Origin of the sequence: Cytobacillus sp. IB215316, from assembly GCF_033963865.1 — a bacterium.
Taxonomy (GTDB): domain Bacteria; phylum Bacillota; class Bacilli; order Bacillales; family SM2101; genus Nanhaiella; species Nanhaiella sioensis.
The window spans coordinates 55,843-69,301 of the sequence record NZ_JAXBMC010000009.1 but is presented as its reverse complement, the minus strand read 5'-3'; the positions used below and the strand labels follow the sequence as shown (position 1 = coordinate 69,301).

10 protein-coding genes, 1 riboswitch and 2 other annotated features are annotated in these 13,459 nt (G+C 34.7%); of the genes, 8 read left to right on the top strand and 2 right to left on the bottom strand.

Annotated features, from left to right (window positions below; genetic code table 11):
* Positions 1-65: 65 nt before the first annotated feature.
* Positions 66-1,262 (top strand): chromate transporter, encoded by a 1,197-nt coding sequence (locus tag SLH48_RS14635; RefSeq protein WP_320258783.1) that lies wholly within the window; start codon positions 66-68, stop codon positions 1,260-1,262.
* A 75-nt stretch (positions 1,263-1,337) separates the two neighbouring features.
* Here the strand turns inward: SLH48_RS14635 and SLH48_RS14630 are convergent, their stop codons facing one another.
* Positions 1,338-2,432: a citrate synthase/methylcitrate synthase gene (locus SLH48_RS14630; RefSeq protein WP_320258782.1), complete on the bottom strand. Its 1,095-nt coding sequence runs from the start codon at positions 2,430-2,432 to the stop codon at positions 1,338-1,340.
* Between the two features lie 112 nt (positions 2,433-2,544).
* Here SLH48_RS14630 and SLH48_RS14625 point away from each other — a divergent pair, with 112 nt between their 5' ends.
* The 4 genes from SLH48_RS14625 (at position 2,545) to SLH48_RS14610 (ending at position 7,930) form a co-directional block, all read left to right on the top strand.
* Entirely contained in the window at positions 2,545-3,456 is a 912-nt protein-coding gene (locus SLH48_RS14625; protein WP_320258781.1) for a LysR family transcriptional regulator, read from the top strand.
* 196 nt (positions 3,457-3,652) lie between these two features.
* Entirely contained in the window at positions 3,653-5,137 is a 1,485-nt protein-coding gene (locus tag SLH48_RS14620; protein ID WP_320258780.1) for a methyl-accepting chemotaxis protein, read from the top strand.
* 66 nt (positions 5,138-5,203) lie between these two features.
* Positions 5,204-5,488: a binding site (T-box leader), on the top strand.
* 132 nt (positions 5,489-5,620) lie between these two features.
* A complete protein-coding gene (gene metG, locus SLH48_RS14615) occupies positions 5,621-7,249 on the top strand; it encodes a methionine--tRNA ligase (RefSeq protein ID WP_320258779.1) in 1,629 nt (542 codons plus the stop codon).
* A gap of 99 nt (positions 7,250-7,348) precedes the next feature.
* On the top strand, positions 7,349-7,930 hold the full coding sequence (locus SLH48_RS14610) for a YhcN/YlaJ family sporulation lipoprotein (protein ID WP_214483471.1): 582 nt from the start codon (positions 7,349-7,351) through the stop codon (positions 7,928-7,930).
* Between the two features lie 52 nt (positions 7,931-7,982).
* Here SLH48_RS14610 and proS read toward each other — a convergent pair whose 3' ends face one another.
* The gene (gene proS / locus SLH48_RS14605) at positions 7,983-9,419 is read right to left on the bottom strand and encodes a proline--tRNA ligase (protein ID WP_320258778.1); all 1,437 of its coding nucleotides are present in this window, start codon (positions 9,417-9,419) and stop codon (positions 7,983-7,985) included.
* A gap of 160 nt (positions 9,420-9,579) precedes the next feature.
* Positions 9,580-9,805, bottom strand: a binding site (T-box leader).
* Between the two features lie 257 nt (positions 9,806-10,062).
* Here proS and SLH48_RS14600 point away from each other — a divergent pair.
* From SLH48_RS14600 to tenA, 3 genes are all read left to right on the top strand, one after another.
* Positions 10,063-10,422, top strand: a complete 360-nt coding sequence (locus SLH48_RS14600) for a hypothetical protein (protein ID WP_214483473.1) — start codon at positions 10,063-10,065, stop codon at positions 10,420-10,422.
* A gap of 499 nt (positions 10,423-10,921) precedes the next feature.
* A complete protein-coding gene (locus SLH48_RS14595; protein WP_320258777.1) occupies positions 10,922-12,208 on the top strand; it encodes a purine/pyrimidine permease in 1,287 nt (428 codons plus the stop codon).
* Between the two features lie 107 nt (positions 12,209-12,315).
* Positions 12,316-12,422: riboswitch (TPP riboswitch) on the top strand.
* Positions 12,423-12,674: 252 nt separating this feature from the next.
* Positions 12,675-13,358 carry a thiaminase II gene (gene tenA, locus SLH48_RS14590; protein WP_214483475.1) on the top strand — a complete coding sequence of 228 codons (684 nt, stop codon included), beginning with the start codon at positions 12,675-12,677 and terminating at the stop codon, positions 13,356-13,358.
* Positions 13,359-13,459: the final 101 nt, after the last annotated feature.

Here is a 13,459-nt window from a genome sequence, read left to right as displayed (position 1 = left end):
GACCTTATTCTAACTGGCATTGAAACATTATTTGATACATATATCTTTTTGGAGGTTGCACATTTATGAATAGTCTTAACAATGAACCATCTAAAGGGAAGAGGTTACGAGAAATTTTCAAAATCTCCTCTTTATTAGGATTCACCTCGTTTGGAGGACCTGTAGCCCATTTGGGGTTTTTCCAAAATGAATATGTCAAAAAAAGAAAATGGCTAGATGATCATAGCTATGCTAATTTGGTTGCTCTTTGTCAGTTTCTTCCTGGTCCAGCGAGTAGTCAGGTGGGGATTGCGATAGGGATGATTCGTGGTGGGTTGCTAGGTGGAGTGATTTCATGGTTAGGGTTTACACTCCCATCTGTCATTGCCCTCGTCCTGTTCGCTTATTTATATCAAAGCTTTGACTTAGGTGGTGCAGGCTGGATACACGGGCTAAAGATTGTGGCGGTGGCAGTTGTTGCCCAGGCTATCATGAACATGGGGAAAAAGCTAGCTCCAGACCGACCTAGAATATCTATAGCTATATTGAGCGCTATATTTATACTTATTTTGCCAACAGCCATAAGTCAACTAGCATTAATTTTAATTGCTGGTTTGGTGGGATTAATCCTCTATAAAAATAAACAAAACACTCCTATGAAAGAATTAAAGGTTGGGATTAATCGCAAAATTGGTGTTTTTGCTTGGGTATTATTCTTTGGTTTATTAATAGGACTTCCTATCCTTAGACAACTATCAGCAAGTCAATCGCTTGCCATATTCGATACGTTTTATCGCGTAGGATCACTCGTTTTTGGTGGTGGTCATGTTGTATTACCAATGTTAGAAAGAGAAGTTGTTCCTAGCGGTTGGATTACTAAGGAAACATTTTTAGCTGGGTATGGAGCTGCGCAGGCAGTACCTGGTCCATTATTTACTTTTTCTGGGTATTTAGGTGCAATTATTAACGGATGGAAAGGTGCTACAATAGCTACAATTGCAATATTTTTGCCATCATTTTTACTTATTATAGGAACATTACCATTCTGGGATATGATTCGTAAGTACCCTTATATACAGTCTGTATTAATGGGAGTAAATGCAGGGGTGTTAGGAATTTTATTAGCTGCTCTTTACGATCCAATTTTTACTAGTGCTATAGCTACACCCGTGGATTTTGCACTTGCAATAGCAGCTTTTACATTACTCGTTTATTGGAAAGTTCCAGCATGGCTTGTCGTTATATTAGCAGCCTTAGGTGGAGCCATCGTAGGAATTTTATAATGTGATTGAGCTAGATGACAATGTCACCGCTACCCATAGAATGTGGTGAATGGTGACATTGGTCAGATAGCTTTTTTAACTAGGAATATGTCCAATATATTGAGCTTTTGGACGGATGATTCTATTGTTTGCAGCTTGTTCTAATACATGTGCCGTCCAACCTGCCATTCTACTTGCTGTAAATGTTGGTGTATAAAGGTTTACAGGCATCTTCACTGCACGGAGCACAGCTGCTGCATAAAATTCTACATTCGTATATAACTTCCTACCAGGCTTATGTTTTTCAAGCAAAGCAATCGCTTCTTCTTCTACATGGATCGCCAAGTCAAACCATTCATCGTCCTCCACAAGTTGCTGAACAATGTTTCTTAAGGCCAATGCACGAGGGTCATGAGTTTTATACACTCTATGGCCAAATCCCATAATTTTCTTTCCTTGTTCAAGTTGCTCAGTTATCCACTTGTTGGCATATTGCTTTGAGTTAATCTCATTAAGCATGTCAACTACATCTGTAGGTGCACCGCCATGTAGTGGTCCTTTCATTGCTCCTATCGCACCAACTATTGCTGAGATAAGGTCAGATTGTGTTGATGTGATTGTACGTGCAGAAAAGGTTGATGCATTCATACCATGCTCCGCTGTAAGGACAAAGTATGCTGATAATGCTTTTACATGTGCCTGCTTTGGTATGACGCCTGTTAACATGTATAAATAATTCGATACATGGTCTAAGGTTAGATCTGGTTCAATGAAATCAGTATTTGTCAAACGATGATAGCGGTAAGTAATAATTGTTGGAGTCATAGCAATAACTCTAATTGCATCATTTATAGCTGGAGGCCAATCAGTTAATTGTCCACCTAAACACGAAATAGCAGTACGTAGTACACTCATCATATCCATTTCAACTGGTAAGTTATCGATAATGTTCTTAACATCCTCTGGTATGTTACGATATGCAGTTAATTGATTTTGTAGTTGTATTAACTGATCAATTGTTGGTAGTTCTCCATACAGAAGCAAATAAACAATTTCTTCATAAGAATGATTTTCTGCCAATTCCTGTGCATGATAGCCACGGTAGATCAGTTTCCCATTTTGTCCGTCAATAAAACTAATTTCAGAATTTGCTACGATAACACCTTCTAACCCTTTGTTCATTGTCAACATACATTCCTCCTAGGTAATCTTAATATATTAATAGTTTATAACGTTGCATTAATTACGAATATTAAATAATATAAAGTATATTAATAAGGAATTTTAATTAAAGGAGGAGTATATGGATATTCGTTGGCTCCAAACATTTATTGTAGCTGCAAAGTATCAAAATTTTCGTATTACATCAGAAAAATTATTTATGGCACAACCAACTGTAACTTTCCATATTCAAAACTTAGAAAGATTTCTAGGTGCTACTCTTTTTAGTAAAAAAGGAAGAAATATTGAACTTACTTCAACAGGCATGAAGTTTTTACCATATGCGATAAATGTCGTACAAAGTTTAGAAATTGGTATAGATGAACTTGAAAGCTGGCGACAGGGCTATAACCGCAAGTTAACGATTGCTACGTCGCCATTAATAGCAGCTTCTATTCTCCCTAATTTACTTAGAGTGTTTATTAAAAAACATCGAGAAATAGAAATTGCTGTAAAGGTCATGGAATCAGAGGACATTGCTACTGCTGTGAAAAATAGGGAGGTTGACATAGGTTTATCTCGTAAATACGTTGTAGACTCATCATTACAAATAACAAAAATTATTGATGATCCTGTTGTATTAGTTATTCCTCATGATGGATGGGATTTTGACGCAGGTATACCATTTGATATAGAAGAGATTATAAATAATTATTTAATCTTCACACATAATCATCCGGATTATTGGGAGGGGCTTCTTCATCAACTTAGGGACAGGTATGCTAAAATGCGTAGAATGGAAGTCACTCAAGTAAATGTAACGAAGAGATTTATTGAGGAGGGGCTAGGTATATCTTTTCTGCCTCGGTCAACAATTATTCGTGAAACGTTAGAAGGTCGATTGTTAGAGGTCGAAATACAAAATTTCGCCATACCAAAAGCAGCAACATATTTAATCGTTAATCACTCTGAAAGCGATGAAGTCTTGTTATTTAAAGATAGTTTAATACATTTTTACCACGGTAATACAAAAAATAAAAATAATGAAAGTTAGAATGAATTTTCAGAAAAGAATCAGGTATAATTAACTTGGTCGATAAATTATTTCTTTATAATTTACTTACTAGTAAGTAAAATTTTCGCGAAAGTTGTAGTTACGTTATATTGCAAGCTATGAGCAATTGTTGAAGATTAGAGAAAAAAACAATAGTCGAAAAGAAACAGCATAAAAAAGGGGGAGAGAGATTGATATGGGAAAGGTTGAAGCATTAAAAATTAAGGATGTAAGAACGAAAAATTTGTTAATGTTTTTGACGTTTTCAATTACTCTCATAGGTGGGTTATTGAATGCTTTAGTTAATGACGGTGGGAATGTAAAAGTTATTTTATATATTAGTACGATCATGGTAAATACGATTACTTTTCTCAGCTATAAAAAGTTTAAAAATGAAATAATTTATGCGTACATAGCAGTTGTTTTATGTTTTATTCCACCTATCATTATATTACCATTTAGTAAGTCAACAATTACTATACTACTCATTGCATTTTACACAGCTGTATTTTCAGCCATACAATTACAAAAGAGGCTATTTGTACTTGGGTACACACTAGGTTTTATTATTTTGATCGGCATAATATATTTTGAGCCTAGCGACATGACATTTTATTCAGATTCATCAGCTGCGCTATTCCTGACGTATATACTAATAGGGGTATTACTGTTAGTACTCACAACTTTAAGTGAAAGGCAGTATCTAAATTTGCATGCACACATTGAATCAACCGAAGCTCAAGCGCTAAAATCAACAAAACAAAAGACAGCCTTACAGGGTAGCATAAAGGAAGTGATTGATAATATAGAAAGAATTTATGAACAATTAAATCAAAATCTTATTTCCCAAAATGACATGAGTACTGCTATTAGTGAAGTATCTGTTAGTAGTCAAAAACAGACAAATCATATTCTCGATATTGCTAATCATTTAAGGCAAACTAGATCACTCATCACAGAAGTTCATCAAACATCAGAAGTTGTGAAGAATGATTCTGAAAATGCTCAATCAGTTGCACAAGAAGGAACTTATAAGATGAATGAATTAGCACATGAAATGAATAACTTGCATAATAGTGTATCTGAGATGAATGACACTTTTCTAATATTAACCGAAAAAATTAATGACTCAAATAGTTTGACTGATACAATTAAATCAATCACTTCGCAAACAAATTTACTCGCATTAAATGCATCTATAGAGGCTGCAAGAGCTGGAGATGCTGGGAAAGGTTTTTCGATTGTTGCTGAAGAAATCCGCAAGCTTGCTGAAGTTACTGAGCAAACAACCGTACAGATTGAAAATAATTTAAAACAAATAAATGACAGCAACAGCTTAGTTCAGGAAAAACTCATGGAAAGTAGTGATAAATTAACGACGAGTTTGGAGACAACGAATAGTAGTACTTCTTACTTTAACGAAATTAATCACTCATTGGTTGAACTATATAACAGAATGGAAAAACTTACAGGAGTTTCAGAAAATGTTCAATTAAAAACAGTAAATGACGAGAATTCAATAGAGGAGTTTTCTGCACTTCTTGAACAAACGTCAGCTAGTTTACAACAAATGTCTGCAACGATTGATCATTTAAATGGTGATAATAAAAAAATTATGAATTATTTAACCGAAACGGATAACAAAGTGCAAATGATACGTAATCAATTTGATATAAAGTAATATAAATGAACGTGTTTACTTTAGTACTCTTTTGTAATATTATACAAGGAAGATTAAAGTTGTAAGTTAAAGGCAATGAAGAGAAAAAGTAGGGCATTTTTTTCTTAACAGAGAGCTTCGGTAGCTGAAAAGAAGTAAGAAAAGATTGTTTGAACAATGGTCTCTGAGCTTTACACTGAACAATGGTGGCATTAAATTTCCATTTAGTAGGCTGTGACGGGATTTGGCACCTGTTATCAATGTCAAGGTATAAGAGTATTGTTTGTTGCTCCGTACTGTTTGAGGCTAATAATAAAAGGTTATTATTAGTGAATTAAGGTGGTACCACGAGATTTTTCCCTCGTCCTTAGACAAATTTGTCTTTAGGGCGAGGTTTTTTGTTTTTCACTGAATTCATTGCCCTCTTATCGTAGGGGATGTCGATTTAGAACGAAGGGGTAACAAACTAGATGTCAAAATAACGTGATAGTAGGAGGTTTGTTTATGAGTATTTTTATTGGTGGGGCATGGCCTTATGCTAATGGTTCATTACATGTAGGACATATTGCTGGCTTGTTACCTGGAGATGTATTAGCAAGATATTTCCGTTTGAGAGGGAAAGAAGTATTATATGTATCTGGAAGTGATTGTAACGGAACACCTATCTCAATTAGAGCAAAACATGAAAAGGTTACTCCGACTATGATTACTAATAGGTATCATAAGGAATTTGTTGATTGTTTTTTTAAGCTAGGGTTTTCATATAATATGTACACTAGAACTGATCAACAGCAGCATCATAAGGTCGTTCAACAAGTTTTTTTAAAGCTTTTAGCAGAAGGTTTATTGTACAAAAAGTCTGAAGAACAAGTATATTGTGAAAAAGATGAACAATTTTTACCGGATAGGTATGTTGAAGGGGAATGTCCAAATTGTGGGAGTGATGCTAGAGGAGATCAATGTGAGATTTGTTCAGCAATTTTTGAACCGATAGAATTAAGAGCAAAGAAATGTAAGCTTTGTGGTAGCACACCCACAATTAGGTCAACTGAACATTTCTATTTCGCATTATCAACAATTCAACAGCAAATTGAAGAATTTTTTACGTCTATAAAACACAAAGGAAATTGGCGAGAAAATGCAGTTCAATTAACCGAGAGATATATATTAGAAGGACTGAGAGATCGTGCAGCAACTAGAGATTTACCAATTGGTGTACCTGTACCCTTAAAAGAATTTGATGAAAAGAAAATATACGTTTGGATAGAAGCAGTAACTGGCTATTTGTCTGCGAGTATGCAATGGGGGAAACAAAATAATGTTGATTGGCGAAGGTTCTGGAATGAAGGAACATCCGCATATTATGTACATGGTAAGGACAACATACCATTTCATTCAATTATCTGGCCGGCAATATTATTAGGTATTGGAGAGAAAAGTTTACCGGATTATATTTTTTCAAGTGAGTATATGACGCTTGAAAAAAGAAAAATTTCAACGAGCAAAAACTGGGCAGTATGGATACCGGATTTACTTGCGCGGTATGATCCAGATTCACTCAGATATTATTTACTCATAAATGCACCAGAAAATAGAGATACTGACTTTTCATGGCGAGAATTTATATATAGTCATAATAGTGAATTGCTAGGAGCATTTGGAAATTTTGTGAATAGAAGCTTTAAGTTTATCGAAAAGTACTTTGGTGGAAATGTGCCTGAAGGTAATATTGACTCAACGATAAAGAATGAGCTGCAAAATTTATATCAACATGTCGGACAATGTATTGAGCAAGGTTATTTTAAACGAGCAATTGAAGATATATTCCTGTTTATCCGGCAAAGCAATAAGTATTTTGACGAACAAAAGCCTTGGATTCAAATTAAAGAAGAAAAGAAAAATTGTGAACATACATTATATACATGTACACAGATCATCACAAACTTATCAGTATTATTACAACCATTTTTGCCGTTTTCATGTAAGAAAATTTCAGAAATGTTGCAATTAGACCATAACTCATGGGCTTATACGGAAATTCAACAAGGTAAACTTGATCAAGTAACAGCATTGTTTGATCGCATTGATGTTAACCAAATTGATGAAGAAGTGGCTAGTTTACAGGAACGATAAGTGTACGAGATGTTTAACAATAACTGTCAGGCATGTGAGCAATTGATTTTGCCAACTCTAAGGGTGTAAGTTTATTTCACTCTCAAGGAGTTGATATTATTGAAACAGCTGAAGCTATTATCGGTAGCGATGCTATCGGTTCCTTTATTATTTGCTTGTAATACTGCACCTAATGAAGAAGCAATAGATGTTAGGGATAATAACACTTTACGAAATGTCACTTATAATGAAAACCGCGCAGTTAGGCGTAATATAGCATACGAAGGAAATCTTGCTAATCGTAATGTGACCTACGATAGAATGCGTGTTAATAATGCAAACAATCGTACAAATACTGCAAATGAAACACGTATGGAAGTGGCACAAGACGCAGCAGATCGCATCACTGCAATGAAAGAGGTAAGAAGAGCCAATGTTATTGTTACTAACAATAATGCTTATGTAGCAGCAACATTAAATGACAATACAACAGGGACTACAACGAAAAAGCTGGAAAGCCGTATAGCTGATAAGGTTAGAGCTCAAGATAAAAATATTGATAATGTTTATGTGTCGACAAATCCTGATTTCATTAATCGTATGACGGATTATGGTAACAGGATAAATAGAGGTGAACCAGTAGAAGGATTTTTTACAGATTTTAACGAAACAGTTAGAAGAGTATTTCCAACCGCTCGATAAAAAATAAGACTTAATAGGTGCTGGAATGATCATTTTCCAGCACCTAAAATTGTTAATACGCCTTTGCCCAATAGACCATTTGTTTTGCCTCGTTATTACAACATACACATGTTGCTGAAACCTTGTCTTGTTCAAATGGGATACATCTAGAAGTTGCACCAGTCTGTTCTTTAATTTTTTCTTCACAGGATTGCTTACCACACCACATGGCCTTAACAAATCCATTGTTAGTACTAAAAAAGTTTTCAAATTGCACCATGTTTTCCACAGTAGTTGTTTTAGATTGACGATTTAAAAGTGCCTTATGATATAAATGATCTTGTATTTGTATTAATTTTTCTGAAATAGCAATAGCTAAGTTCTCCATTGGTACCTTTTCTTTTTCTCCCGTATCTCTTCTTGCAAGAACAACTTGTTTATTCTCAATATCCTTGGGGCCGATTTCAAGACGTAGAGGTATCCCTTTCATTTCATGTTCATTAAATTTCCAGCCTGGCTTTTTATCGCTAGCATCGATGTCAATTCGAATGTCAGAGGAAAGTGATTCCTTCAGTTCATAAGCCTTATCTAGTACACCCTCTTTATGCTGTGCAATAGGTACAATCATTACTTGTGTTGGCGCAATATTAGGTGGTAACACTAGCCCTCTATCATCACCATGGACCATGATAAGGGCACCAATTAAACGAGTAGTTATTCCCCATGAAGTTTGATGAACGTATTGTAATTCTCCACTTTGATCTGTATATTGAATGCCAAATGCTTTTGCAAAGCTGTCACCAAGATGATGTGATGTTCCAGTTTGTAACGCCTTGCCATCATGCATAAGACTTTCTATTGTATACGTGAATTTAGCTCCAGCAAATTTTTCTTTTTCCGTTTTTTGACCTTTAATGACAGGTATAGCTAGGAATTGCTCACATACTTCAGTATATACATCCAGCATTTTTCGGGTTTCTTCATGTGCCTCCTCATCTGTTGCATGAGCAGTGTGACCTTCTTGCCAAAGGAACTCAAGTGATCTGAGAAAAGGCCTCGTAGTTTTTTCCCAACGTACGACGTTACTCCACTGATTATATAATTTTGGTAGGTCGCGATATGAGTGTATGATATTTGCATAATGCTCACAGAACAATACTTCTGACGTTGGTCGGACACATAGCTTTTCAGCTAATTCTTCAGAGCCTCCATGTGTAACCCACGCTACTTCAGGTGCAAACCCTTCAATATGATCTTTTTCCTTTTGCAGTAGCTTTTCTGGTATAAATAATGGCATGTACACATTTTCATGACCTGTTTCCTTTATTTTTGAATCTAAAATATGACGAATATTTTCCCATATAGCATAGCCATATGGACGAATTATCATTGAACCTCGGACAGATGAGTAATCGATTAAATCAGCTTTCTTAACAATATCTGTATACCATTGCGCAAAATCCTCATCCATTGATGTTATTTCCTCAACAAACTTTTTTTCTTTACCCATTATTCTCCACCTTCCTAAAATGCCTTATCAGCTGGTTTCATTAATTTTGTTATACTGTAATTAAATTAGAATAGCAAGCTGCCTTGAAAGCTAGTTGTAACGAATTAATAAAATACAATCGATGAGATGATAACAACAAAATAAAAAACCTCTAATCCCAAAAAGGGACCGAGGTTTTCGGCGGTACCACCCTAGTTTGTTTACTACGTGTAGTAAACACCCTTGTATTTGATAACGGTTACAATCCGCTTGTACCTTCATGATTATAATCACTCGATACAGTACTCAAAGGTAGGTTCAAACGTGTACTTTAGAAATCTCGCAGCAAATAATTTCCTCTCTAAAAAAGCACATAATGTTTTACTAGTCCTCATCAACGTTTACAATATAAAAGCTGTTTTCGCATTAATTGTTGTTATTGTATTAAGTGATAAACACTTTGACATCTTTTCTATTGAAAAACGATGTCAAACGTATTAAATCTCTTCTTACTATGCTAACTTGGTGACAATGGCAACAATATTTTCGAAAAGAGCCTTAATAAATTAACATATACTATATTTTCTTTTTCACCTTATGTCAAGAGTAACTTTTGATCTTGGCTGCATAAGATAATTGTAAAAAATTAAGGTGATGGTGTAATGTGACAAATAATATAGACCAAACCTTCATAGAAGAAAAATGGTATCATCCTGTAAATAAAACGGAAGCTGCTGTTTTTGCGAATGAACTATTAAACGAGCAAGTGAAGGTTGTAACGAAGTATGGAAAAATTTTTGAGGGTATAATTGAAAATACTAATGCGAGAAATCTATATTTACTTACTCCACTGTTTAGGTCTAATGATCTGAATAACTATGAACAAAAGCCGAACTACGATAGCAGTAATTTCGGATTCCTCTCTGCCTTATTTAGCAAACCAGAACCTTTTGCCCAAATAATCATTCCACTTATATATGTAACAGCCTATGGAGCAAAAGTAAATAAAGATAAGACACCTTAAATATAGGCTTTTATCGTAAGACTGTTTTCGTAAGCATTTCGTTCATGTAAGGACGTATATATATCTAGCGTTCGAGGTATCTTTTCTACTTTTATAATTATTGAACTCTTCATACTGTCCATTGTTAGTAAAAATAGCAACAAAGTTTACGAAAGGGTCATTTCGTAAACTTTGTTGCTTTTATTCACGTGAACTGGGGTTTATTTGTTATAGTCTAAGGAAGTCTCCGAACGTTAGTATATTCGTATTTTGCTCTTATTACGAACTACAACATGCTAAAATATATGACCATATGTATGATAATAGAAAAATCCATATCATAGTTTATAACGCTAACCTCAATTGGTTAGCTATTTTATTATTTCTTTTTAAAGTTAGAAATATTGCACTTATCATTTAGGTGATTCCATGTATTGGGGCAAATTGAATGTATGTTAATATAAAGAATTATAGTAACAATTTCCTGAATTGAATATATATGATAGGATGGAGGTTTTTTATGAGGTTATTATTTTCATCAATGCAATGGATGATTTTTATAATTACAACAAGTGTTGTGGCTCCTATAGTTATTGGAAATTCCTTTGGGTTACCCCAAGCAGAAATCGCTACATTACTACAAAGAACATTATTCGTTTTAGGTCTTTCAGGTCTATTACAAGCAGTATTAGGTCATCGTTTACCGATTATGGAAGGTCCCGCAGGGTTATGGTGGGGTGTGTTTATCGTTTATGCGAGTATCGTTGAAGCTGGAAATCTTGGTACATATGAGGGTTTACAACAGCTTGAAATGGGGATGATACTAAGCGGAGTTTTATTTATCTTATTAGCTCTTTTTAAATTGATCGATCATTTGAAGAAACTGTTTACTCCAATTGTCACAGGAACTTATTTATTATTGTTAGTTGCACAACTAAGTGGTTCGTTTATGAACGGTATTTTTGGTGTAGGGTATAAACAAGATTCAGTAGATTTTTCGGTCGCTGTTCCTGCGGTTTGTGTTTTAGTTATAACGATATTATTGGCAAAAAGTCGTGTGCCATTTATTCGAAGATATTCTGTTTTACTTAGTTTATTCATTGGATCACTGCTGTTTGCTGTGCTTCGGCTAGGAAAAAGTATTCCGCAGACCACAAGTGGTATTTCAGTACCACAGATTTTTGCTTGGGGAATGCCTCAATTGAATAGCGGGATGATTATTACTTCCATTATGATAGGCTTACTATTATTAACAAATATGCTTGCCTCGATTTATGTTGTAGAAAAAGAGCTACAAGAACATACAAAAAATTATGAAGCTGTAAACTACAATAAAGCAAGCTTTGTTATGGGGATAAACCAGTGGTTAGGTGGTATTTTTTCTGCAATTGGTAGTGTACCGATTTCTGGATCAGCTGGATTTATTGCAATGACCAAAATTATTAATCGCTTACCATTTATTTTAGGAAATGTATTTATCATTTTACTTAGTTTCTTCCCGATGTTTACTACATATGCTGCTATGATTCCCGAACCAGTTGGCTATGCAATTTTATTTTACCCATTTACTATCATGATTGGTTTAGCATTAAAAGATTACCAATCTACACAATTAGGAGATAGAGAATATTTTATTATTGGGCTTTCATTATTGGTTGGCATTGGTTTATTGTTTATCCCTGGACAAGCAATAAATGAACTTCCATCCATGTTAAGACCAATAATAAATAACGGATTAGTAGTAGGCACAGTTATATGTATTACTTTAGATCAAGTGATAAAAAAACAAACTTCCGTGTCATATTAATTTATATCACATTGGATAAAAGGGAAAATATTGATGTGAGTATGTAGGAATCTTTTGCTTGTGGAAATAATAAAAGTATAGTAAGGTTGTATGTGAAATTAAATATCGCTTACCACTAGGGGTGCAAATCACGTTTGCTGAGAGGGGCTTTGCTGCCTTAACCCTTATACCTGATCTAGTTAATGCTAGCGTAGGGAAGTGGATTGATGACAAACATATTGGATCACATTTTCCAATTCGTCTAATTCCACTCTATTGTAGAGTGGTTTTTGTTTTCTAATGCCTTTATAACAAAGCTATTTATTCATGAACTTTTACTATTTATTATAATGATGTTTTGTTATGATCGAAAACAAAGACAAGGATAGGCAATATGCTGTCAAGAAATTTTCCACTTCATCTTTTTATCATTAGGGTGCCTTACTCTTAGTGAAGCGAATGTTATAAAAGAAGGGTGGAATTTATCATGAAGTTTTCCAAAAAAATTAGAGAAGAAGCAGACCAAATTTGGCAGAGGAGCTTTGATCATCCATTTGTGAAAGAGCTTGCAGATGGGACATTATCATTTGACCGCTTTCGCTATTATGTTCTACAAGATTCTTATTACTTAAGTCATTTTGCAAGAGTGCAAACATTAGCAGCAGCACAAGCAACTGATCTAAAAATAGTGAGCCAAATGGCATCTCATGCGATGGGTACGAATGAAGCTGAATTATCTCTTCATAAGGACTTTATGGTTCAGCTAGGTATCACCGAAGAGGAAAAAGCTAATTTTAAACCAGCTCCAACAGCATACGCATACACTTCTCATATGTATCGTGCAGCACATACTGGGCATATAGGAGACACAATCGCTGCTTTGTTACCATGCTACTGGTTATATTATGAGATTGGAGAGCAGCTCGTTCATGCAAATCCAACTGAACCTATATACCAACAATGGATTCAAACATATGGTGGTGATTGGTTCCGCAAATTAGTTGAAGAAGTCATCGATTTGCTTGATGATATTGCTGATCAAGTAACAGAAGCTGATAGAGAAAGAATGCAGGAGCACTTTATCATTAGTAGTCAATATGAACTATTGTTTTGGGAGATGGCATATACACAAGAAACCTGGCCTATTTCAGCAATGTCAACATCCAAATAAAGCATGCTAGTCAGGTTGAAAAATTTTGTGAGGTCTCTTATCTAATATAAAACGATGACAATCGCATAATTCTCGTTTTTGGCTTGTAATTTTGGAAAACA